Source organism: Virgibacillus xinjiangensis (genome assembly GCF_042643145.1).
In the GTDB taxonomy this organism is placed as follows: domain Bacteria; phylum Bacillota; class Bacilli; order Bacillales; family Amphibacillaceae; genus Virgibacillus_O; species Virgibacillus_O xinjiangensis.
The window spans coordinates 1-20,947 of record NZ_JBHRSA010000012.1; the positions used below are offsets into that span (position 1 = coordinate 1).

At 44.4% G+C, this 20,947-nt stretch carries 27 protein-coding genes; 22 read left to right on the forward strand and 5 right to left on the reverse strand.

Translation table 11 applies throughout. From position 1 onward, the window contains the following. Positions 1 to 904 precede the first annotated feature (904 nt). On the forward strand, positions 905 to 1,654 hold the full coding sequence (locus ACFOGI_RS03935; protein ID WP_390268733.1) for an isoprenyl transferase: 750 nt from the start codon (positions 905 to 907) through the stop codon (positions 1,652 to 1,654). A 113-nt stretch (positions 1,655 to 1,767) separates the two neighbouring features. Here ACFOGI_RS03935 and ACFOGI_RS03940 read toward each other — a convergent pair whose 3' ends face one another. Beyond that, positions 1,768 to 2,325: a GbsR/MarR family transcriptional regulator gene (locus ACFOGI_RS03940; protein ID WP_390268736.1), complete on the reverse strand. Its 558-nt coding sequence runs from the start codon at positions 2,323 to 2,325 to the stop codon at positions 1,768 to 1,770. A gap of 308 nt (positions 2,326 to 2,633) precedes the next feature. Here ACFOGI_RS03940 and ACFOGI_RS03945 point away from each other — a divergent pair, with 308 nt between their 5' ends. Continuing rightward, entirely contained in the window at positions 2,634 to 3,575 is a 942-nt protein-coding gene (locus ACFOGI_RS03945; protein ID WP_390268742.1) for a glycine betaine ABC transporter substrate-binding protein, read from the forward strand. Positions 3,576 to 3,855: 280 nt separating this feature from the next. Next, on the forward strand, positions 3,856 to 4,839 hold the full coding sequence (locus tag ACFOGI_RS03950; RefSeq protein WP_390268745.1) for an MBL fold metallo-hydrolase: 984 nt from the start codon (positions 3,856 to 3,858) through the stop codon (positions 4,837 to 4,839). 109 nt (positions 4,840 to 4,948) lie between these two features. Here ACFOGI_RS03950 and ACFOGI_RS03955 read toward each other — a convergent pair whose 3' ends face one another. Further along, the gene (locus ACFOGI_RS03955; protein WP_390268748.1) at positions 4,949 to 5,308 is read right to left on the reverse strand and encodes a general stress protein; all 360 of its coding nucleotides are present in this window, start codon (positions 5,306 to 5,308) and stop codon (positions 4,949 to 4,951) included. A 212-nt stretch (positions 5,309 to 5,520) separates the two neighbouring features. On the opposite strand from ACFOGI_RS03955, the gene ACFOGI_RS03960 reads away from it, so the two are divergent. From ACFOGI_RS03960 to ACFOGI_RS04045, 18 genes are all read left to right on the forward strand, one after another. Continuing rightward, complete coding sequence (locus tag ACFOGI_RS03960) at positions 5,521 to 5,940, forward strand: CBS domain-containing protein (RefSeq protein WP_390268751.1); 420 nt, start codon at positions 5,521 to 5,523, stop codon at positions 5,938 to 5,940. Between the two features lie 149 nt (positions 5,941 to 6,089). After that, positions 6,090 to 6,458, forward strand: a complete 369-nt coding sequence (locus ACFOGI_RS03965) for a rhodanese-like domain-containing protein (protein WP_390268755.1) — start codon at positions 6,090 to 6,092, stop codon at positions 6,456 to 6,458. After that, positions 6,448 to 6,708, forward strand: coding sequence for a metal-sensitive transcriptional regulator (locus tag ACFOGI_RS03970; protein WP_390268758.1), 261 nt, complete (start codon positions 6,448 to 6,450; stop codon positions 6,706 to 6,708). The genes ACFOGI_RS03965 and ACFOGI_RS03970 overlap by 11 nt, the downstream gene beginning before the upstream one ends. A 152-nt stretch (positions 6,709 to 6,860) precedes the next feature. Further along, the gene (locus ACFOGI_RS03975) at positions 6,861 to 7,340 is read left to right on the forward strand and encodes a DsrE/DsrF/DrsH-like family protein (protein ID WP_390268761.1); all 480 of its coding nucleotides are present in this window, start codon (positions 6,861 to 6,863) and stop codon (positions 7,338 to 7,340) included. Between the two features lie 86 nt (positions 7,341 to 7,426). Then, positions 7,427 to 7,726: a rhodanese-like domain-containing protein gene (locus tag ACFOGI_RS03980; protein WP_390268764.1), complete on the forward strand. Its 300-nt coding sequence runs from the start codon at positions 7,427 to 7,429 to the stop codon at positions 7,724 to 7,726. A gap of 14 nt (positions 7,727 to 7,740) precedes the next feature. Then, the gene (locus tag ACFOGI_RS03985; RefSeq protein ID WP_390268767.1) at positions 7,741 to 8,313 is read left to right on the forward strand and encodes a sulfurtransferase TusA family protein; all 573 of its coding nucleotides are present in this window, start codon (positions 7,741 to 7,743) and stop codon (positions 8,311 to 8,313) included. Positions 8,314 to 8,337: 24 nt separating this feature from the next. Then, on the forward strand, positions 8,338 to 8,736 hold the full coding sequence (locus tag ACFOGI_RS03990; RefSeq protein ID WP_390268770.1) for a DsrE/DsrF/DrsH-like family protein: 399 nt from the start codon (positions 8,338 to 8,340) through the stop codon (positions 8,734 to 8,736). Positions 8,737 to 8,749: 13 nt separating this feature from the next. Then, complete coding sequence (locus tag ACFOGI_RS03995) at positions 8,750 to 9,877, forward strand: MBL fold metallo-hydrolase (RefSeq protein WP_390268773.1); 1,128 nt, start codon at positions 8,750 to 8,752, stop codon at positions 9,875 to 9,877. Positions 9,878 to 9,895: 18 nt separating this feature from the next. Beyond that, positions 9,896 to 10,123 carry a sulfurtransferase TusA family protein gene (locus tag ACFOGI_RS04000; protein ID WP_390268776.1) on the forward strand — a complete coding sequence of 76 codons (228 nt, stop codon included), beginning with the start codon at positions 9,896 to 9,898 and terminating at the stop codon, positions 10,121 to 10,123. A gap of 68 nt (positions 10,124 to 10,191) precedes the next feature. Beyond that, positions 10,192 to 10,974, forward strand: a complete 783-nt coding sequence (locus ACFOGI_RS04005) for a sulfite exporter TauE/SafE family protein (RefSeq protein ID WP_390268779.1) — start codon at positions 10,192 to 10,194, stop codon at positions 10,972 to 10,974. Positions 10,975 to 11,037: 63 nt separating this feature from the next. Beyond that, positions 11,038 to 11,421 (forward strand): DUF302 domain-containing protein, encoded by a 384-nt coding sequence (locus ACFOGI_RS04010; RefSeq protein ID WP_390268782.1) that lies wholly within the window; start codon positions 11,038 to 11,040, stop codon positions 11,419 to 11,421. 134 nt (positions 11,422 to 11,555) lie between these two features. Next, entirely contained in the window at positions 11,556 to 11,918 is a 363-nt protein-coding gene (locus tag ACFOGI_RS04015) for a rhodanese-like domain-containing protein (RefSeq protein WP_390268785.1), read from the forward strand. Between the two features lie 74 nt (positions 11,919 to 11,992). Next, entirely contained in the window at positions 11,993 to 12,226 is a 234-nt protein-coding gene (locus ACFOGI_RS04020) for a glutaredoxin family protein (protein WP_390268788.1), read from the forward strand. Between the two features lie 38 nt (positions 12,227 to 12,264). Further along, complete coding sequence (locus tag ACFOGI_RS04025; RefSeq protein WP_390268910.1) at positions 12,265 to 13,392, forward strand: MBL fold metallo-hydrolase; 1,128 nt, start codon at positions 12,265 to 12,267, stop codon at positions 13,390 to 13,392. Between the two features lie 167 nt (positions 13,393 to 13,559). Further along, entirely contained in the window at positions 13,560 to 14,135 is a 576-nt protein-coding gene (locus ACFOGI_RS04030; RefSeq protein WP_390268791.1) for a redoxin domain-containing protein, read from the forward strand. Between the two features lie 41 nt (positions 14,136 to 14,176). Beyond that, positions 14,177 to 14,860 (forward strand): response regulator transcription factor, encoded by a 684-nt coding sequence (locus ACFOGI_RS04035; protein ID WP_390268794.1) that lies wholly within the window; start codon positions 14,177 to 14,179, stop codon positions 14,858 to 14,860. Then, complete coding sequence (locus tag ACFOGI_RS04040; RefSeq protein ID WP_390268797.1) at positions 14,853 to 15,953, forward strand: sensor histidine kinase; 1,101 nt, start codon at positions 14,853 to 14,855, stop codon at positions 15,951 to 15,953. Before ACFOGI_RS04035 ends, ACFOGI_RS04040 begins: the two co-directional genes overlap by 8 nt. Before the next feature lie 8 nt (positions 15,954 to 15,961). Then, the gene (locus tag ACFOGI_RS04045) at positions 15,962 to 16,579 is read left to right on the forward strand and encodes a class I SAM-dependent methyltransferase (RefSeq protein WP_390268800.1); all 618 of its coding nucleotides are present in this window, start codon (positions 15,962 to 15,964) and stop codon (positions 16,577 to 16,579) included. 134 nt (positions 16,580 to 16,713) lie between these two features. On the opposite strand, the gene ACFOGI_RS04050 is transcribed toward ACFOGI_RS04045, so the two are convergent. The 3 genes from ACFOGI_RS04050 to ACFOGI_RS04060 all read right to left on the reverse strand — a co-directional run bounded on the left by ACFOGI_RS04050 (position 16,714) and on the right by ACFOGI_RS04060 (position 18,959). Next, positions 16,714 to 17,475: an ABC transporter permease gene (locus tag ACFOGI_RS04050; RefSeq protein ID WP_390268802.1), complete on the reverse strand. Its 762-nt coding sequence runs from the start codon at positions 17,473 to 17,475 to the stop codon at positions 16,714 to 16,716. Beyond that, on the reverse strand, positions 17,472 to 18,203 hold the full coding sequence (locus ACFOGI_RS04055) for an ABC transporter ATP-binding protein (RefSeq protein WP_390268805.1): 732 nt from the start codon (positions 18,201 to 18,203) through the stop codon (positions 17,472 to 17,474). Before ACFOGI_RS04055 ends, ACFOGI_RS04050 begins: the two co-directional genes overlap by 4 nt. 270 nt (positions 18,204 to 18,473) lie before the next feature. After that, complete coding sequence (locus ACFOGI_RS04060) at positions 18,474 to 18,959, reverse strand: hypothetical protein (protein WP_390268808.1); 486 nt, start codon at positions 18,957 to 18,959, stop codon at positions 18,474 to 18,476. Between the two features lie 296 nt (positions 18,960 to 19,255). Here ACFOGI_RS04060 and ACFOGI_RS04065 point away from each other — a divergent pair, with 296 nt between their 5' ends. Next, on the forward strand, positions 19,256 to 20,761 hold the full coding sequence (locus ACFOGI_RS04065) for an amidase (protein ID WP_390268811.1): 1,506 nt from the start codon (positions 19,256 to 19,258) through the stop codon (positions 20,759 to 20,761). The last annotated feature ends 186 nt before the right edge of the window (positions 20,762 to 20,947 follow it).

A 20,947-nucleotide genomic window follows, 5' to 3' on the forward strand; every position in this document is an offset into this window, starting at 1 on the left:
GTCATTTTCTTGTCCGGGGTGGATCAATAAGATGGCAGAGGTGGATCCAACCTATGTCCTTCTTCATGCAGCGATAACGACATAAAAAGTGCATGCCATCGTGTTGCAGACATGCATACAAGACATTAAACTGGTCATGTATTATTCTGTAGATAATAGATCTGTGATAAAATCTTTGTCATTCATGTCTTGTATGCTGGAAACACTTCTATAATACCGCGATGAATGAGGCGAGCCACCAACAGTTGTACCAGCAAATTTCCACTGTTTTCAAATGAAACCGAGCAGTGCTTGCGAGATTTGTACAACACCATGTTTCAGAAAGGATGGTATGCTCTTGACGGAGCACAACAACAAACCATCCAGCAGAGCCTTCAAGAATATTCCGGCATGCAAACCCAACTCCCGCCAGGTAACATGCCCCACTAAGGATGAAAAAGGCCCCTTTAATAGGGAGCCAAGTGCTTTAAATGTATCAAAAATGTGCGATACATGCGCAAGACTAAGTGAGGGGTCCTAAAATGACAGCGTTGTACGAAAGTTATAAACAGTATAGCTGCAAGTAATAGGAGCTTTTCTTCAAAGAAAGGCTTTTTATTTTGAGCTGATTAAGTATATTTCAATGGATAAGTGCCTTAATTAAATAAAATTTTATTGTTTATCGATAAATAATGTGCTAAAATCAGTGATAAAATCAATTAATGTAATACATCAAATGATATGTGGGTCCGCACTCTTTTAAGAAGGATCTGCGAGGATTGGATTGCCAGCCTGGAGATAACACCTACAGACGCCTGAAAAGCTCCAGCTGGCATTTGCTTGTCCAGCCTTCTGCAGTACACGATGGTGTACGGTTGCGGGGGATAGGTGAGAATAAGAGTATTCGGGGAGGAAGAGGGTTCCAATGAAAATTCCTTTTATCAACGATAAACAATCGAAAGAATCCATAGTTTACCCGGAGGGGCCTGATCATATAGCCATCATTATGGATGGCAACGGCCGGTGGGCTCAGAAGCGGGGAATGCCCAGGATTGCAGGGCATAAAGAAGGTATATCTACTGTCGTTAAAATTGTCAAGGCTGCGGTTAAGTGCAAGGTGAAGTTCCTGACCATTTATACGTTTTCCACGGAGAATTGGAAACGGCCCAAGTCAGAAGTTGATTTTATTTTAAAGCTTCCCAAGGAGTTTTTACATACGTATCTGCCAGACCTTTTAACAAACAACGTACGTATTGAAACAATCGGTAATATGGAAGGTATTCCAGCCTCCACTCGGGAAGCTGTACAGTATGCAGTGGATCGGACGCGCCACAATGACGGTCTCCAGCTTAATATTGCCCTCAATTATGGTGGCAGAAATGAAATTCTGGACGCGATGAAAAAAATGCATGCAGACTTAATCGACGCGAAGTTGACCTTGGATGAAGTGAATGAACAGCAATTGTCAAATTACTTGGATACAGCCGGTGCGGCAGAACCCGACCTCCTTATACGAACCGGCGGGGAAAAGCGCTTAAGCAACTTCCTGCTCTGGCAGCTGGCCTATACGGAATTTTGGTTTACTGATATATTATGGCCGGATTTCTCTGAGAGGGAATTCCGGCAGGCGCTTGAAGAATTTCGGAACCGAAAGAGAAGGTATGGAAGTATATAGGGCAAACATCATCTGTGATCTCTGCTAAGTTGAAACTCATGATAAAAACACTATACCTGTAGGACTGTGTCCCCCAGGTATAGTGTTTTTGCAGTGATCTATCTGACTATATTTTATGTTTCATCCTTTTGGACATCCTTCTTCTTCATTGGGATGAAATTGAAAATTTCTTGTGTTTCAAAACTGTCAATGAGTCGTCCAAGCCAGTCATAATAATCCAGCCAACCTTGAAGCTTCTCCATGTCTGTTTGGGCATGTTCCTGAATTTCCTGAGACTCATCAGAGTTTCCCACCAGACCTTCTAACTCACTGATGGTTTCTTCAATCGCCTTCGTATTCATGGTGACGGCTGGTCTCCACTTGTTGATGAAGTAATCAAAAAAACGCTGATAAGAATCGTCCCTGACTACATATAAATCTTTTCTGACACCCTTTACCCAGGTCTTCTCCACCATATTTAAATCAAGCAGAGTTCTTACCGCAAGGCTCATGCTGGCTTTGCTCATACCGAGCTCTTCTTTCATATCATCAAGAGTTAGAGGTTCATTTGAAAAGAAAAGAAGGCAGTACAGCCTTCCCATGGAAGGTGAGACTCCATAAAGATTCATGTTTTGCGATATTGCTTTGGTCACTCTAGCTCTGGATTGTTCTAATGTTTCATTGCCTGTCATCGATCTCACATCCTATCACCTATGCTCTGCTCGTATAATTTAGCCTACATCGTCCACCAATAAATGTAAAGACGGCTTTCTTGATGAAAAATGGTTTGTAACTAAGCAATTTTGCTATATTCCGATATTTATTGCGTTTAGTATATATTAAATGGATTATATGGACAATAATAATTAAATATGAAGATTGTGGATAAATACAGCAAGACGATATAATTAAAAAGTCTTATCGAGCAAGTTTGTTAAATAAGAGCATTTTACTAGTACATACTTGTTAAAAAAGGAAATATAAAGGAGTGCTTTACAACATGTTTGGATTTAGTTGGAAAAGATTAGGGATTGTTGCTGGACTGTCGTTGTCTCTTGTAGCGGCTGGTTGTGGCCAGGATGATACAGAGGAAACTACGGATAACGCAGATAATAATGGAGATAATCAGACAGAGAACACGGCGAATATCGGAGAGGCAATAGAATATACGATAACAGGTATTGAACCTGGAGCTGGAATCACCCAGGCAACTGATGATGCACTAGCAGAATATGAAAACCTGGCTGGGTGGGAACAGGAAAATTCTTCAACAGCCGCCATGTTAACGGAATTAGGAGATGCTATCGACAATGAGGAACCGATCGTCATTGCCGGTTGGTCTCCTCATTATAAGTTTGCAAAATGGGATTTGAAATATCTTGAAGACCCGAAAGAGGTCTATGGCGGAGTGGAAGAGCTGACTACATTGGCTAGAAAAGGATTGCAGGAAGATATGCCTGAGGCCTATACGATTCTTGACAGATTCAAATGGGAACCTGAGGATATGGAATCTGTCATGCTAGCCGCACAGGATATGGACTTTGAACAAGCTGCCCAGCAGTGGGTGGATGAAAATCAGGAAACTGTCGCAGAGTGGACAGACGGAGTGGAATCTGTGGATGGTCAAGCAATTGAATTAGTACTGACTCCATGGGATACCGAGCGTGCTTCCACGAACGTGGTCAAATTGGTGTTGGAGGAAAAAGGATATGATGTGACAATGACACCTGTTGACCCATCTGTTACGTTCCAAGCTGTAGCGACAGGTGATGGTGATGCTACTGTTGCTGCATGGCTGCCTCAGACTCATGGCGCATTTTATGAGGAGCATGAAGGGGATTTTGATGACCTTGGAGCAAACCTGGTAGGTGCCAAGATCGGACTCGTCGTCCCATCCTATATGGAAATTGATTCGATCGAAGACCTCGAGCCTGCCGAGTAATAATGGAATAATATCTTGTGAAAAATATGCTTCCCTTTAATGGACCGGTCAGATCGGGACATCTAAGGGGGAGCTTTTTTATGGACAAGAGAAACATAACAAGAACGCGTGTTCCCTGTTTAATGAAGGACAGCTAATAGCGGATATGAAAAGAGAGAGGCTAGATGTAGGAACCTCTTCTCCCAAGGCCATTGCAAATGTCCCTAGGTTCCAGTAGGATAATGATAACATTCAATGACCTCTGATGATGATCATTTACATGGGAAGGAGAGGTATAGTGATGGCAACGGAAGCATTAAAGGTCTACCCGGTGGTGGTGCCTTCCTCATTTGATTTGCAATCTTTTAATTTCTATCTTGTAAAAACACAGGGCGTGTTGCTCCTGGTTGATGCTGGAATCAATTCCCGAAAGTGCTGGGAGGAATTGAATCGAGTATTGAAGGAAAACAGCATGTCCCTTAAGGAGATTGATAAAATTGTATTGACGCACAGCCACGCGGATCATACTGGCCTGGTGAACCGAGTATTGGCGGAGCATAAGGTACCGGTATATGCCCATGAAGACGCCGAAGCCCGCGTAAAGCGCGACGCCAACTATTTGGCTGAGCGGATTAAGTTTTTCAGGCATTTATATCAAGAGATGGGCTGTGGCAGCCGGGGAGAACAACAACTAAAGTTGCTGGAGAGGAGAGCGGTGGAAAATGCGTCCCTGGCGATAGTGGGAGATATCTATCCACTTCATGAAGGAGATGTGCTCGATGGCCTTGAGGTGGTCGAAACACCGGGGCACTGGCCGGACCATATCATCCTGTACCATCAGCAAGAAGGTGTATTGTTTGGAGGGGACCATTTGATTGAGCATATTTCCACTAATGCACTTATTGAACCCGATCTCAATGGAAATAAGTTGCCGACACTTGTCCAATATGAACAGTCCCTGAAAAAGTGCCAGAAATACGAGATGGATACGGTCTATGCTGGGCATGGGGAAATGATCAGGAACCCCCGTGGGCTTATTGAAAAAAGATTGAACGGAATAGAAAGAAAGGCAGAACGTATAAATAATCTCATTCACAATATAGGGTCTTGTACCGCAGATATGATCGCACGTGAATATTATTCCAAGGTATATGACCGGGAATTCCCATTAGTAATGTCAGAGATCATCGGCCATTTGGACAGACTGGAAACCAGTGGGAGGATTGAAAAAAGGAAAGTAAATGGGGAATGGATGTATCAGGAACTGGATACCTACACAGGTTGAATGGTCGCTAAAGGCTCGCAAACGGTGGTATAGCCCGGTCTGTAGTATGAAGTATAATGTACTAGGCATAACCGGCCCGAATGAAAGAAATCCCTGACCTATAAGGAGATCAGGAATTTCTTTCTTCCAGTTCAGGGATGCTCTGGTCGACGAACAATACAAGACTGCCACTGTCTGCCTGGTCGTAAAAGACGGCAGCTTGCTGATCGTCATACCCCATATCCTGTAAGGTGTCACGTATAGGATCATCACCAACCAGGAAATGTTTGAACTTATCTTTCCAGCTTTCCTCTTCTTTTGTTTGTACGACGGTATCCGTAGTGCCGCGGACCAGAGATATATCTTCCTTATTCTTGGTCATGACAAACACCTCTGATTCTTTATAACCTTGTCCTTTTAAATCCCGCAGTTTTTCCAACACTTCTTCTTCCTGTTCATACGTGCCAACATGTTTTGTTGAAGGGCTCATTGCAGATTCCTCCTCGTTTCTTGTATCTACTATCTACATACCTATTTCCTTTTATGGAGGGATTGAAACAAGGAATGACTGTGCAGAGAATTTATCCTTCATTAAAGGGATGAAGTAGTTTATCCTTTGTCATTAACGGCAATAGTTCTAAGAAGCCGATGATCGGCTGATCACGGAAAACTTCTATCAGGAGTTTAAAGGAGGTTATGCACATGACAGTACTTCAAGATGTGATGACAGAGAGCGTTGTCGATGCAAAGCCTACGGATGATTTATTGACACTGGCAAAGGAAATGGAAACAAAAGATGTAGGGATGATTCCGGTAATGGAAAACGGAAATGTTTCAGGAATATTGACGGACCGGGATATCGTTACAAAAGGTTTGGCCAAGAATAAGGATATTGAGAAGGTTACTGCAAGCGAAATTATGAATGAGAATGTGGTGACAGCATTGCCGGATATGGATATCAGTGAAGCAGCAAAAGTCATGCAGGATCATCAGATTTCCCGCTTGCTGGTAGCGGAAGATAACCAGGTAAAGGGTGTCATCTCCCTCGGTGACATTTCCTTAAGAGATAATGATGAATTGAGTGGTGGCACATTGGAAGAAGTGAAGAAACCCAATCACTAATCGGTTATGAAAAGTAAAAATAGTTGAAAGCAAGCCTCCTACCATTTATGATGCAATGGTGGGAGGCTTTTTTGTTAAAAATAAAAGGGGTTGACAATATACCTTTAGGGGTATATGATGATATCAGACTTCCTCGAGAGGAGCTGCAAATGAATATTGTAATTGGAATTATCATTGCCTGGATTGTCGTCCAGTTATATAGAAGAAACATACCGGTTACCGGGGTAAGGAAAGTAGACTCACTCATCCCCACAGCAATTGAGGAAGATGGAATGCTGCTGGATGTGAGGGATTTTCAATCTTCTTCTGACAATCAGGTCGGCCAGGTCCAAAACATGCCATTGCCATACCTGCAGCGGTATTATAAGGAACTTCCGGATAAAAAGATCATCCTGATTGCCGCAGATCATGTAGAAAAGAATTTGGCCGCCCGTTTTTTAAAGGGAAAAGGTGTCAGTATAAATGGCTATTATTTGGATAAAAGTAATGGAAAGGAGCGATATTCCTATGAAATATGATGAAAAAGTCACCAATCGTATGAAACGGATTGAAGGGCAAATCCGAGGGCTGCTGCGGATGATGGAAGAAGAAAAAGACTGTAAGGACGTCGTTACACAGCTTTCTGCAGTGAAAAGTGCCATTGACCGTACATCTGCCTTGATTGTCAGTAAAAATTTGGAAGAGTGCATTCGCCAAGAGCAGGAGAATGGGCAGAGTGCAGAAGAACTGATCAATGAAGCGGTCAGCCTCCTTGTGAAAAGCAGGTAGTACCGCTTCCTTCCATAAATGTTGACGATAGTAATCAAATGTAGTACCATGTAATGAGTAAAGGCTGATGATATGCAGCCGTTATTTTTTAAGTAGAACTATACCCATACAGGTATATGTAATGATAAAATAACGGAAAGGGGAAAATATATATGGCAGAGAAGAAAAAAACAACAATCATTCTATTCAGTGGTGATTACGATAAGGCGATGGCAGCATATATCATTGCTAATGGAGCTGCCGCTTATGATCATGAAGTGACGATTTTCCATACTTTCTGGGGCCTTAATGCACTAAGAAAAGAGAATCAAGTGCCGGTCAAAAAGGGTTTTATGGAGAAAATGTTTGGGAAGATGATGCCTAGAGGCGCAGATAAGATGGGGCTTTCCAAGATGAATTACCTTGGAATGGGACCTAAAATGATCAAGGATGTTATGAAAAAGCATAACTCAATGCCTCTGCCGCAGCTTATTGAAATGGCGCAGGAGCAAGATGTGACATTGCTGGCATGTACCATGACCATGGATCTTCTGGGATTGCAAAAGGAAGAACTGCTGGATGATATCGAGTATGGTGGAGTGGCCGCCTATATCGGTGAAGCGGAAGATGGAAACATCAGCTTGTTCATCTAATATTTTTTTACGGTTCCACATACCCCATAGGGTAAATTGATAAAACTGATATAAATAGTGAGGATTAGAAAGGAGAGGTTTCCAAGATGAAGGAAATCACAGCAGAACAACTGGCAAAGAAAATTAAAAATGGAGAAAGCGTGAATGTTATTGATGTAAGAGAGGACGAAGAGGTAGCACAAGGGAAAATCCCTGGCGCTAAGCATATTCCATTGGGAGAAGTTCCTGACCGTTTGGATGAACTGGATAAAGGTGAGCATTATTATATGGTTTGCCGTTCAGGCGGGCGAAGTGGAAATGCAGCCCAGTTCCTAGCTGAAAAAGGATATGATGTAACAAACATGGCCGGCGGTATGCTGGACTGGAAAGAAGAAGTGCAGAAATAAGGAGGAGATGTATGATGAGTATCACTGCAAATGAAGTGCTGGATGCGAAGGGCCTTGCTTGTCCCATGCCGATTGTAAAAACAAAGAAAGCCATCACCAATCTGGATCCAGGACAGGTGATTGAAGTACAGGCGACGGATAAAGGTTCCACTGCCGACATCAAGGCATGGTCGGAAAGCACGGGGCATCAATACCTGGGGACAGTAGAAGAAGGAGAAGTCCTCAAGCATTATATCCGTCGTGCAAGTGAATCAGAGGCTTCTGAAGAAACACATCACGATATTGTAGCAGATCTTGAAGAATTGCGCAGTAAACTGGACGGAGATGAAGACATTACGGTACTGGACGTTCGTGAGCCGGCAGAATATGCATTCGGTCATATACCGGGTGCGGTGAATATACCGCTCGGGGAACTCGAGGGCCGGATGGAAGAGCTGGATAAAGACAAAGATATCCATGTTATCTGCCGTACAGGCAGCAGAAGTGACCTGGCTGCACAGAAACTGGCGGAAAAAGGATTCGGGAAAGTAACGAATGTGATACCCGGTATGTCCAAATGGGACGGACCGGCAGATAAAGAAAACTAAACAAACTATTGGAGGTTTTAAACCATGGCTAACACAAAAGTAGCAATCATTGCATCAAACGGAAGTCTTTTTGATGCTTACAAAGTATTCAATATCGCGACAGCTTCTGCAGCATCCGATGCGGAGGTAGGCATCTTCTTTACCTTTGAAGGGTTGAACATGATCCACAAAGAAGCACACAAGGATCTTCCATTGCCTGAAGGAAAGGAACATTTCCAGGAAGGATTTCAAAAAGCAAACGTTCCATCCATCGAAGAGCTTGTCAGTATGGCTCAGGAAATGGGAGTTCGCCTGATTGGCTGTCAAATGACAATGGACGTTATGAACCTGGAAAAAGATGCATTCATTGAAGGAATTGAAGTAGGCGGAGCAGCAACGTTCATTGAATATGCGAAGGACGCGAATATTACCCTGACATTCTAAGGAGGCGTTATTTTTGACAAAAGCAATCTCACCTAAGGAACTGGCTCAGCGAGTGACCAACCGGGAAGACACATTAATTTTGGACGTCAGAAACACGGATGAATTCGACGACTGGAGAATTGAAGGCGAGAATGTCGAAGTCTTGAATGAACCTTATTTCAATCTTTTGGACGGGATTGAACCTGTTGAGGGTAAACTGGAGAAAGATCAGGAAATTATTGCTGTTTGTGCCAAGGGCAATTCTTCCGAAATGGTGGCTGAACAGCTGGAAGAATCAGGATTCACCAAAGTATACAGCCTGGAGGGCGGTATGCAGGCGTGGAGCGAACACTTGGAACCTATCAAAGTAGGTGATTTGAATGATGGCGGAGCGATCTATCAGTTCGTCCGTCTCGGCAAAGGTTGCCTTTCTTATTTCATTGAGTCCAATGGCGAGGCAGCGGTCGTCGATACTGCTCGTATGATTGAGGATTATGAGCAGTTTGCCGAGAAGCAGGGAGTAAAGATCAAGCATGTTTTGGATACTCACCTGCATGCAGACCACATTTCCGGAGGGCGCGAGTTAGCAGATAAAACTGGTGCACCCTACCACCTTCCGCCTGATGATGCCTCCGAGGTTACCTATGAATATCAGCCGTTGAAGGAAGGGAATGATCTAGTGGTAGGCGGTACAGCTATCCAGGTGCAGCCTGTCTATTCACCTGGGCATACCATTGGCAGTACCTCACTGATTATTGAAGACAAATATTTGCTCACCGGTGATATCCTGTTTATTCAGTCCATCGGCCGTCCGGATTTGGCCGGGAAGGCAGAAGATTGGGTAGGTGACCTTCATGAAACCTTGTATAAGCGCTATAAAGAGCTGTCAGATGACTTGATCGTCCTTCCGGCCCATTATTCTTCCATCGAAGAGCAAGGAGAAAAGGGCGAAGTAGCTGCACGCTTGGGCGATCTATATCAAGAGAATTCCGGCCTGCAGGTTGATAGTGAAGAGAAGTTCCGTCAGATGGTAACAGAAAACCTGCCGCCACAACCGAACGAACATGAAAAAATCAGAGAAACAAATATGGGTAAAGTTAATCCTGACCATGATGAACAAAAAGAAATGGAAACAGGACCAAACCGCTGTGCGGTTTCATAAATAAAGGAGGAGAATAAAATGGAAGCAACAAAAGTATTGGATGCAAAAGGTCTGGCATGTCCGATGCCAATCGTGAGAACAAAGAAAGCAATCGAGGAAATCAATGCAGGGGAAGTATTGGAAGTTCATGCGACAGATAAGGGAGCTAAGAGCGACCTCACTGCATGGGCGAAATCCGGTGGTCATGAATTGCTGGAGGATACCGAAGAAGACGGCGTATTGAAGTTCTGGATTAAAAAAGGCTAAAAAAGGAGACCCGATTTGATTGATCGGGTCCCTCTTATTTAGGGGGAATATAGGGGGAGTATATACCAATGGAATACAGTTTATTATTTATCATCACTCTTTTTCTTATCGGTTTCGTCGGTTCCTTCATCTCGGGGATGGTAGGCATCGGTGGATCCATCATCAAATATCCAATGCTGCTGTATATTCCGGCAATGGTTGGCCTTTCAGCGTTCACTGCCCACGAAGTTTCCGGGATCAGTGCTATTCAAGTGCTGTTCGCCACGATTGGCGGAGTTTGGGCGTACCGGAAAGGCGGATACTTGAATAAATCACTGATACTATATATGGGAATTGCCATCTTGATAGGAAGCTTTATCGGAGGGTACGGGTCCCAGTTCATGGATGAAGGTGCTATTAATATTGTTTATGGAATTTTGGCGACAATAGCAGCCATCATGATGTTTGTACCAAAGAAAGGTATTGACGATATACCTTTGGACCAGGTGACCTTTAATAAAGGAGTGGCATCAGTATCGGCTCTGATTGTAGGCGTAGGTGCCGGTATTGTTGGTGCCGCAGGTGCATTCGTTCTCGTGCCGATCATGCTGGTCGTTCTTAAAATACCGACAAGGATGACCATCGCCACCTCACTGGCGATTACATTCATTTCATCTATCGGTTCAACTACAGGGAAGCTTCTGACCGGACAGGTGTTGTTCGTTCCTGCTGTCATCATGATTATTGCAAGCTTGATTGCTTCTCCACTCGGAGCGAAGGCAGGTCAGAAGGTCAATACGAAAATCCTGCAAGGCATATTGGCCGTTCTCATACTTGGAACAGCGATTAAAATTTGGACTGACGTATTTTAATCGGCGTATCATCGTTTTTCTCTCCTCATCCAGGGGAAGGATAATGGTAAAGGAGATGATGGAATGTTCGATTATACGGTTACTACCAAAAAGTCCGTTGATGAAGCTATCCACTCTTTAGAAGAAGTATTGAAAGAGGATCAGTTTGGAGTGCTTTGGAACTTCGATATCAGGGATACTCTAGGAAAAAAAGGATTTGATTACGACAAGGAATTCCATGTTCTAGAAGTATGCAATCCGGGGGCTGCCAAGGAAGTATTGACCAATAACCATATGGCTGGATACTTTCTCCCATGCAAAATCGTCGTTTATGAGCATGAGGGGACTACCCACATCGGCATGCCGAAACCGAAAAAATTGATGGAATTGACCGGAGATCATTCATTGGATGAATTTGCCGAGGATATCGAAAACCGTTTGATCTCAGCCATGGACAAGGCTAAGTAAGTATTCCCTTGGCACCGGCTGCTGGCCGGTGTTCCCTCTTTTATATTCAGTCTAGATAGATCAGTTGTTTGACAAATATACCCCGGGGTGTATAATGTAATTAGAACATGAGGGAACAAAAGGAGGAACAATCAATGGATATGTTTACATGGCTGCTCATCATCGTTGCCGCATATTTTCTGATAAGCAGAATGATGCCTGCAAAAGGTGTAGCCAACATTACCACAGAGGAAGCAAAAGGGAAGTTCAAGGAGAAAGGCACGCAATTTGTAGATGTGCGCACTGCTGGTGAATATAAGGCAAATCATCGTAAGCCATTTAAGAACATTCCCCTGCATGAGTTGAAAAACCGTCTAGCGGAGTTGGATAAAAATAAGGAAGTCGTAGTGATCTGTCAGAGCGGGATGAGAAGCATGAAGGCTGCTAAGGTTTTAAAAAAGCAAGGCTTTCATAATATCAGCAATGTACGCGGTGGCATGGGTGCGTGGAGTCAATGATCTGCCAATAAGGAATCATTTATATTTTTTTGAATCCAATATACCCTTATAGGTATTAATTTGGAGGTGTGAAAATGAATTCCATTACTGTATTCACAACAACACAGTGTCCATATTGTGTGATGCTGAAAAGTTTTTTGACGGCACAGAACGTGGATTTTGAAGAAGTGAATGTAGAACAGAACCCGGAGATTATGCAACAACTTGTTGCCGAGACCGGGCAGATGGGTGTTCCGCAATCCAAGGTGAATGGCCAATGGGTTGTAGGTTTTGATCCCGATGCCATTGCAGGTTTGCTAAAACAGTAGAGTCAAAAATGAAACTAAATGTATGGAGGGAATGCATGATGTCAATGAAGGCAATGACTGCTAGTGAAGCAGCAAAAAAAGTGATCAATAAAGAAGAACTTTTCGTTTTGGATGTAAGAAACACAGAGGACTATGAAGACTGGAAGATTGAAGGAGAAAGGTTTGAATACTTGAATGTCCCATATTTTGATTTGATTGATGGGGTGGAGGGTATTTTGGACAAACTTCCATCCAACAAAGAAATACTTGTCGTATGTGCAAAAGAGGGGTCATCTGTCATGGTAGCGGATATGCTATCCGAACAAGGCCTTGATGTTTCCTATCTACAAGGTGGGATGAAAGCGTGGAGTGAGCATATGGAGCCTGTAAAAGTCGGCGATTTAGATAACGGAGGGGAGTTGTATCAATTTGTCCGTCTTGGCAAAGGGTGCCTCTCTTACATGGTCACCTCTCACGGAGAAGCTGCTGTCATAGATGCAACTCGGATGACCAATATCTTTACAGACTTTGCAAAAGAAAAAGGTGTGGAGATCAAGCATGTCTTCGATACACACCTTCATGCGGACCATATTTCTGGAGGCAGAAAGATTGCGGAGCAGACAGGTGGACAATACTGGCTTCCTCCAAAAGATGCAGGTGAAGTGACATTCGATTATCAGCCGCTCGAAGACGGGGAAAGTGTGACGATTGGAGAAACGACAATTGAAATCAACGCCTTATACTCCCCGGGGCATACGATCGGCTCTACTTCCTTTGTAGTGGATAACAGCTACCTGATGTCTGGAGATATCCTATTCATTGACTCCATTGGTCGTCCGGATTTAGCAGGTATGGCGGAAGATTGGGTTGGTGATTTAAGGGAAACATTGTACAATCGTTACCGTGCTCTTTCTGAGGAACTGGTTGTTCTCCCTGCTCATTTCATGATCATCGATGAGTTGAATGAAGACGGATCAGTTGGACAAAAACTTGGAAAACTGTTGGAGGAGAATCATGGGTTGAATATGGAAGATGAAGGAGAGTTTCGTCGAGTGGTTACGGAAAACCTACCGCCACAGCCTAATGCATACCAGGAAATCCGAGAAACCAATATGGGAAAGATCACACCGGAAGAAGAGGAACAGCGTGAAATGGAAATTGGACCGAACCGCTGTGCAGTAAGGTAATCATATACAGTTATAAGCAAACCGGAGCCGTTCCTGCAGAGCGTCTCCGGTTTTAAATATAATGAAACAACATAGTGTTTTTACATATTTTAACGAAACTTTCATATTCCACCTATATAATGGATGCATCGTAGTGTCGGATACCGAGGATAAGGAGATGGTCACTAATGAAAAAAATCTTGATAGCTATTATATTGGCGGCGATGTTCGGTTGGGCGGTATATGACTTTGTCTCGACAGATGAGTCCCCGGAGGATAGTGGATTCCAGGCAACGGATCAAACGGAGACAAAGGATGCAGGGGAGGGGGCCGAAGCGCAGACTGGACTGGACATAGGGAATCAGGCCCCTGATTTTACCCTGCAAAGGCTGAATGGAGAGGAAATAGAATTGTCAGAACTCCGCGGCCAAAGGGTGATGCTTAATTTTTGGGCTACATGGTGTCCGCCGTGCCGGGCGGAAATGCCGGATATGGAGGAGTTCTACCAAAATGAAAATGTTGTTGTCCTAGCGGTGAACTTGACGGAGACTGAATCGAGCAGACAGGGCGTAGAAGACTTTGTTGAAGAATATGGGCTATCGTTCCCTGTATTGTTGGATGAAGATACTGTGGTGGCTAATGCTTATGCGATCCAGCCAGTACCGACCACATACATGATCGACTCCAATGGCGTTATTCAATACAAAGCGTTTGGGGCGATGAACTATGACATGATGGTCCGGGAGTTTGAAAAAATGGAATAGCTGTCCTTCATTTCGTATACTCAAATGTAGAGGTGGTTTAGATGAACCAAACCGTGCTCATAGTGGAAGACGATAAGATGATCCGGGAGCTCGTGAGCATTTATTTGAAAAGAGCCGGATACCAAGTGTCTGAGGCTGCAAATGGAACAGAAGCGAAAGAAATGTTCCTGAGACACCATCCATGCCTGGTTATCCTGGACCTTATGCTGCCGCATATCACAGGAGAAGAGCTGTGTGGCTGGTTCCGCAGTCATGAGAGAAATGAGGTATCCATTATCATCTTGTCTGCTAAAGCGCGTACAGAGGATAAAATCAATGGCTTGAGGTTAGGGGCCGATGATTATGTCACGAAGCCTTTTGACCCGGAGGAACTGATGGCACATGTGGAAGCTGTATTAAGGAGAACAGGGCAATTCTGCCAAAAAATTGCTTATGGAGGGCTATGCATAAAACCGAGGAAAGGTGAAGTCCTCCTGTTTGATCATCCTGTGAAGCTGACCAAGCATGAGTTCAATTTGCTATATCATTTCATGGAGAATCCAAATGTAGTCCTTTCCAGGGAAGATTTGATTCAGCATTTATATCCGTTTGCGGACCGGACAGTCTTGGATCGGACGATTGATGCACATATTAAAAAGCTGCGGGAGAAAATTGAAACTAACCCATCATCTCCCCGGAGGATCAAGACGGTAAGGGGAATGGGGTATAAGTTTACCGATGAGTGAAAGAAGAAATAACTGGATTCCTGGCAGATTCTTGTTGCGGTTGACCTTGCTGAATATAGTCATCGTTACCTTGTTCATACTGATCAGCGGTTTTGGTATTTATCAGACGGCATGTTTTCTTATAGATCGAATGGGAGTCATGAATGATGAGACTCAGCGCAGCTATAATGCTGCTCTACTTCAATATTTCTGGTATTTTGCAGGCGCTGCTATATTAACAGGGACTGTCAGCCACTATTATTTTACTAAGCGGCTGATCCGGCCGCTGAGGGAAGTAATAGAGTCTACCAGGAAGATGAAGGATGGGGAGAATCCCACATCCATTTCAGTAAAGGGCGGGGATGAACTCAGCCAGCTGGTCATCGATTTTAACCATCTCGTGCAGGATTTGAAGAAAAACCAACAATATCAGCAAAAAATGGTAGCAGATATTTCCCATGAGTTCCGCACACCACTTGCTAATCTTAATGGCTATCTGAATGCACTCCGGTCGGGCGTCATTACAGGTGATCAACAGCTTTATCAGTCACTGGCAGAAGAGTCTGCACGGCTGACAGGATTGGTGGAGCAATTGGAAGATCTGCAGAAATGGGACGGTGTGAAGGAAACTTTTTATTCTAATAAAAGCAGAACAGAGATAAGCCAACTAATCGAACAGACAGCAGCGATGTTCCGCTGTTCTCTAGAAAAAAAGGATATCCCTTTGATCACTGATATGAAAAAGGAATATGTACACGTGGAAGCGAATGGGATAGCCCAAGTGCTTAGCAATCTAATTGATAATGCCATTAATTACCATGTTGGAGACGGGCCTATTCAAGTAAAGGGTGAAGTTGTCGAAGGAGTTTACAAAGTTTCAGTTATGGGGCGAGGTGATCCGATTCCACCCGATCAGTGTGAGGCTATATTTGAGCGGTTTCACCGGCTCGATCCTTCCCGGGGGAGGGAGCGAGGTGGCAGTGGCCTGGGTCTCGCTATCGCTAAAGGAATCATCAGGAGCCATGGGGGTGAGATAGGTGTGGAATCGGAAACAGACCTGCACACTTTCTGGTTCACTTTGCCCTTAGAGAATCAAGAAAAAAAGAAGGAGTAGGTGTTGAAATGTCTAAAGAGCAATGGGATGACAGTTTTTCGGATGAAGAGTATGTATACGGAACAAGCCCGAATAAGTTCATAGAGAAAATGAGCGGATTACTTTCCGATCGATCGAATATCGGTTGTTTTGCTGAGGGAGAGGGAAGAAATGCCGTTTACCTAGCCAAACTGGGGCATACAGTCACAGCCTATGATCAGTCACCAGTCGGCCTGGCGAAGGCGGAGGATCTAGCTAAAGAGCATGGGGTCAACCTCCATACTGCTGCAGTGGATCTCACCAAGGAAAAAGTGGAGGCACAGCAATTTGATGCTGCTGTTATGGTGTTTGGTCATGTACCAAAAGAAAGTCAGTCCTTCTTGATTGAGAATATCCTGGATTCCGTCAAAGCAGGCGGTTATATTCTTTTGGAAGTATATTCAGAGGATCAACTACACTACCGGACAGGCGGTCCGAAGTCTCTGGACATGCTGTATCATCCTTCGCAGGTGCTGGAATGGATAGAAGATCATCAATGCCTGCATTTCTATTATGGAGAGGCGGAGAGAAATGAAGGGAAACGCCATCATGGTACAGGGCATGTGATACAAGCTGCTGTCAGGAAAAAAGAGGCGGATGAAGGATAACCGAAATCTCATGTAGTAATTTTTGCTGCTCTAACTCTGTTGGTTGCTGTATATACGGCTCAGATAAATAAGAAAACAACCAATATAAAGGGGCGTTCTGCTGATACCGGCAGGAACGCCCCTCTTATGTTCTGCTAGCTTTTCAAGTGGTCATCCAGGAACTGCATCCGTTGATTGAACAGAGTTGGATAGGATAAATAACCGAGCATGATGCTGGTCACTACTGCTGTTGTCAGAAGCAGGAACAGGATGAGCAATTGGAACATGACTGCTTGCACGGGGTCAGCCCCAGCGATGATTTGACCGCTCATCATACCTGGCAGCTGTACCAGCCCAATCGTCTTCTGGCTTTCAATCGTTGGGATGGTACTAGCCTGGATGGAAGTGATCAACTGGCTGTGGACGGCTTGTTTAGGTGTACCGCCAAGTGACAGGATCAGTTCTGTCTCTTCCTGCCGAGATTCCATTTCGGAAGTGAAACGGTTCAGGAACAGGATGCCAAGCACCATGGAATTGCCGATGACCATTCCGCTGATCGGGATGATATATTGCGCAGTCGGAGGTGTGATATCCAACCCAAGGAGAATGCCCTGTGTCAGCACTTCAACAAATAGGAAGGTGACAATTAATTTCCAGGTGATCCCTTTGATGGACGCTCCTTTTTTACGGGCATTCTGCGTAGCTGCTCCGATCATGAGCAGTACCATCAAAACAATATAAATCATATGTTCTGCGTCAAATACAAATTGCAAAATATATCCTACTGCCAGCAGCTGGATAATCGACCGTACTGTCGCAATGATAGTGTCTTTCTCAAGGCCCAGCTTAAATGTTTTCGAGAGGATCAAGGGGATGGCGACAAATATTAAGGTGAGTGTCAACGTTACAAAGTTCATTCCACTTCCCCCTTGACGAAATGCTTTACTCTTTCATTTTCCGGATGGTTCAGCAGGCTGCTTTCTCCTGTTTCCACTACTTCGCCCTCCATCATCACCCAAGTGTTGTCTCCCACGTTCAGAGCCTGTGTCAGGTTATGGGTGATCCAGATAATCGTCGTGTTGTATTTCTGATTGATTCGCTGGATCAGTTCTTCAATATCCTGTTGGGAAACCCGATCTAAGGAAGAGGTGATTTCATCCAGTAAAAGAATCTTCGGATTGTTGACTAACGTACGGGCAATGGACAGCTTCTGACGCTGTCCGCCGGATAAGTCTTTGGTTTTCCTGTCCAGAAAGCTCTTATCAAGACCTACTGTTTCCATCAATTCTTCCGCATCTTTTTCCGGAAGTTCTTTTGTTTGAAGTTCCAGCGGCAAAGCCAAGTTTTTTCTCACACTGCCACGTACCATAGCAGCATTTTGCAAGGCAATTCCTACCTGACGACGAAGGGACGTTGGTTCATACTCGGTTATATGCTGTCCACCGATATATATATCACCGGAAGAAGGAGATCTCAGTCCATTGCAAAGCCGGAAAAGAGTTGTTTTACCGGCCCCGGAAGGTCCTACTAATGTAGTTATTCTTCCTTCTTCAAAAAAACCCGTAATATTTTTCAAGATATCAAGCCCATCTACTGAATAACTTACATTTTCCAGACGGATGGCTGCCTTTAGGTCCGCAGACATATATGTCACTTCCTTTTCAAAATCAGTCCAACCATATCTTACGCTTTTTCTTCTTATGTTTCACGTATAACCATTTATTTATCCTGCTTAACATGTCTAGCGTTTACCAGTTGAGCTGCTTTCAGAATGAAGGGAAAAGGCATATAAAAAGCCAGCATTCCGCTGGCTTGGAAAATATCGGGTTGTTCCTTACTCATGTTGAGTGTTGTCTTTGTTTCATAGGTTTACGGGGTGACGTTCTGCTGTGTTCCATGCCAGGAAGGGGGAAGGTCAACTGCCTTCCCCTTGCTTTTTGAGGGTGAACCACCTGATAACGGCACCGATGCCAAGCCCGATCGGCAGAAATAGCATGGGTAGCCACATGGGACCGATGAGGTATCCAAATAAAGTGAAGTTTGGAGAAAGGATCAAGCCTAATGTGACAAAGTAGGCGGAAAAAACCAAAGGAAGATAGGCAAAAGGCCTTTCATTTCCACCTGCATCCCTGTATGCATCCCAGATGGCGAAGAAATAAAGGCAGGGATAGAACATCAGCCACATATAGTCCGTCTGTTCCACTGCTTCTTGGGTGTGTCCGTGGAAACTTAGCACAATGATCCGATTGAAATTTCCCATCACGTTGATGATGAATTCCAATGCGATAAGCAGAATCCCTTTCACATATTTCCGATTCAATAATTGAGCGAATCCCGGCAGGGCGACACTCCAGAGAACTGCTTCCAATTTCCTGCTTCGTTTCATGGCAATTGTATTCATAGTCGTATCAATTCCATTATTTTTTTATAGGTACGTCTATAGTTTATCGGTAAAATTAAGAATTTATACAAGGACTGACCTTACAAGTTTTGTACTGGAAAAGATGCATATGAAAATTGATTTGCTGCGTATAATTCTGCCTAATTTATTCCTTAAAGTGTAGATAACATCACGGTATATTGCATAAAATAAGGGATCAAAGCTGGAAACGGCAGCAACAGCAGAAGTAGAAGTGATGCTCCTCCGCTGTCTGGATGTTACACTTTTGGTAAATACGCGGCAGAGGAGCGGATAAAATGGATCATAGAACCTATCGAAAACTGGATGCAATAGATCTGACGGAATTGCTGAAGCAGAAGGAGATATCTCCGAGGGAACTTTTGGAAACAAGCTACCGGCTGATGGAAGAAGCAAACCCGGAATTGAATGCGGTCATTCATTCACGGAAGGAAAAGGCGTTGGAGGAAGCGGAGGATGTTGACGTAGAGGCATCCCCTTTTGCCGGAGTGCCGATTCTGCTGAAAAATATCTCACAAAGTATGAAGGGGGAGCCGCTGACTTCCAGTTCCAGGCTTCTTAGCGGGTTGGTCGCACAGCAGGATTCCAATCTTGTGGACAAGCTGCGCCATGCGGGTTTTCAATTTATGGGTCATACCAATACACCGGAGTTCGGCTTGAAAAATATCACGGAGCCAGTTGTGGCCGGTCCCTCCAGAAATCCGTGGAATACCGCTTATTCACCGGGAGGGTCTAGCGGTGGCTCAGCGGCAGCTGTTGCAGCAGGTATTGTTCCGGTGGCAGGCGCGAGTGACGGTGGAGGATCTATCCGCATACCAGCATCCTTCACTGGGATATTCGGACTGAAGCCGACACGGGGACGTACCCCAGTAGGTCCAGGAACAGGAAGACAGTGGCAGGGAGCTTCAATCGATTTCGTTCTGTCCAGGACAGTCCGTGACAGTGCGGCCATGTTGGATATCTTACAGGTATTCCAACCCGAAGCGGCCTTCCATATACCTATGTTCGATGGCAGCTACCAGCAGGCCATAAAGGAAGACTTCGATCGCAGGCTGCGCATTGCCTATACAACGGAATCACCAGTCGGGACGCCAGTTTCCCGAGAAGCGGAAAAAGCTGTCGATAATACCATCTATTGGCTGGAAAAACAGGGGCACATCGTCGAGGAAAAGCGGAACGAGGTAGATGGTGTTCAATTAATGAAAAACTACTATCTGATGAACAGTGGAGAAATTTCTTCTGTTGTGAGGAAACTCGAACAGTCCATCGGCAGGGAACTCACGTCAGAGGACATGGAAATAGAGACATGGCTGTTGAATCAGGCAGGCAAGAATGTGTCAGCAGCAGAGTTTTCTGCCAGTCTGGCAGCGTGGGACGAGGCGTCTGCCAAGATGGAAACCATGCACGCTACCTATGATCTATACATCACACCGGCTACAGCCTGGGCGGCTCCTAAAGTCGGAGAACTCACTTACAGTGAAAAGAACCAGCAGGAACTGCGTGATGGGATAGCAGCATGCAGTCCCGAAGAACAACAGCAACTGATCTACGATATGTTCCTGCCAAGCTTGACGTACACACCGTTCACCCAGCTTGCCAACCTTACTGGACAGCCTGCTGTTTCCATTCCCGTTCACCTTACAGAAGAAAGGCTGCCCCTTGGAGTGCAGATGATGGCAGCTAAAGGGAAGGAAGATCTTCTGCTGCAGTTGGCCTTCCAGATGGAACAGAGCGGATTATGGATGGATCCAGGAAGGAATCCCTTTATGTCTCCATGCCTTTGAGTAGAAAGAATCGGGAGTTAATTCACAATTAGAGACAATATAGCCAGTATTAGACCAAGGCCAACTCTTGCGAACTATTTCATTATTTTTATTTTAAGTTATAGTATTTAAATTATCCTCTAACCTGTATATAATGAAATTCTCACAAAAATACAAACGCCATTTTCAGAATATTATCGATTTGGT

Bases quoted from the DNA above. Each gene is read 5' to 3' on its own strand.
- ACFOGI_RS03935 (WP_390268733.1), top strand. From the start codon at position 905: ATGAAAATTCCTTTTATCAACGATAAACAATCGAAAGAATCCATAGTT.
- ACFOGI_RS03940 (WP_390268736.1), bottom strand. From the start codon at position 2,325: ATGACAGGCAATGAAACATTAGAACAATCCAGAGCTAGAGTGACCAAA.
- ACFOGI_RS03945 (WP_390268742.1), top strand. From the start codon at position 2,634: ATGTTTGGATTTAGTTGGAAAAGATTAGGGATTGTTGCTGGACTGTCG.
- ACFOGI_RS03950 (WP_390268745.1), top strand. From the start codon at position 3,856: ATGGCAACGGAAGCATTAAAGGTCTACCCGGTGGTGGTGCCTTCCTCA.
- ACFOGI_RS03955 (WP_390268748.1), bottom strand. From the start codon at position 5,308: ATGAGCCCTTCAACAAAACATGTTGGCACGTATGAACAGGAAGAAGAA.
- ACFOGI_RS03960 (WP_390268751.1), top strand. From the start codon at position 5,521: ATGACAGTACTTCAAGATGTGATGACAGAGAGCGTTGTCGATGCAAAG.
- ACFOGI_RS03965 (WP_390268755.1), top strand. From the start codon at position 6,090: ATGAATATTGTAATTGGAATTATCATTGCCTGGATTGTCGTCCAGTTA.
- ACFOGI_RS03970 (WP_390268758.1), top strand. From the start codon at position 6,448: ATGAAATATGATGAAAAAGTCACCAATCGTATGAAACGGATTGAAGGG.
- ACFOGI_RS03975 (WP_390268761.1), top strand. From the start codon at position 6,861: ATGGCAGAGAAGAAAAAAACAACAATCATTCTATTCAGTGGTGATTAC.
- ACFOGI_RS03980 (WP_390268764.1), top strand. From the start codon at position 7,427: ATGAAGGAAATCACAGCAGAACAACTGGCAAAGAAAATTAAAAATGGA.
- ACFOGI_RS03985 (WP_390268767.1), top strand. From the start codon at position 7,741: ATGAGTATCACTGCAAATGAAGTGCTGGATGCGAAGGGCCTTGCTTGT.
- ACFOGI_RS03990 (WP_390268770.1), top strand. From the start codon at position 8,338: ATGGCTAACACAAAAGTAGCAATCATTGCATCAAACGGAAGTCTTTTT.
- ACFOGI_RS04000 (WP_390268776.1), top strand. From the start codon at position 9,896: ATGGAAGCAACAAAAGTATTGGATGCAAAAGGTCTGGCATGTCCGATG.
- ACFOGI_RS04005 (WP_390268779.1), top strand. From the start codon at position 10,192: ATGGAATACAGTTTATTATTTATCATCACTCTTTTTCTTATCGGTTTC.
- ACFOGI_RS04010 (WP_390268782.1), top strand. From the start codon at position 11,038: ATGTTCGATTATACGGTTACTACCAAAAAGTCCGTTGATGAAGCTATC.
- ACFOGI_RS04015 (WP_390268785.1), top strand. From the start codon at position 11,556: ATGGATATGTTTACATGGCTGCTCATCATCGTTGCCGCATATTTTCTG.
- ACFOGI_RS04020 (WP_390268788.1), top strand. From the start codon at position 11,993: ATGAATTCCATTACTGTATTCACAACAACACAGTGTCCATATTGTGTG.
- ACFOGI_RS04025 (WP_390268910.1), top strand. From the start codon at position 12,265: ATGTCAATGAAGGCAATGACTGCTAGTGAAGCAGCAAAAAAAGTGATC.
- ACFOGI_RS04030 (WP_390268791.1), top strand. From the start codon at position 13,560: ATGAAAAAAATCTTGATAGCTATTATATTGGCGGCGATGTTCGGTTGG.
- ACFOGI_RS04035 (WP_390268794.1), top strand. From the start codon at position 14,177: ATGAACCAAACCGTGCTCATAGTGGAAGACGATAAGATGATCCGGGAG.
- ACFOGI_RS04040 (WP_390268797.1), top strand. From the start codon at position 14,853: ATGAGTGAAAGAAGAAATAACTGGATTCCTGGCAGATTCTTGTTGCGG.
- ACFOGI_RS04045 (WP_390268800.1), top strand. From the start codon at position 15,962: ATGTCTAAAGAGCAATGGGATGACAGTTTTTCGGATGAAGAGTATGTA.
- ACFOGI_RS04050 (WP_390268802.1), bottom strand. From the start codon at position 17,475: ATGAACTTTGTAACGTTGACACTCACCTTAATATTTGTCGCCATCCCC.
- ACFOGI_RS04055 (WP_390268805.1), bottom strand. From the start codon at position 18,203: ATGTCTGCGGACCTAAAGGCAGCCATCCGTCTGGAAAATGTAAGTTAT.
- ACFOGI_RS04060 (WP_390268808.1), bottom strand. From the start codon at position 18,959: ATGAATACAATTGCCATGAAACGAAGCAGGAAATTGGAAGCAGTTCTC.
- ACFOGI_RS04065 (WP_390268811.1), top strand. From the start codon at position 19,256: ATGGATCATAGAACCTATCGAAAACTGGATGCAATAGATCTGACGGAA.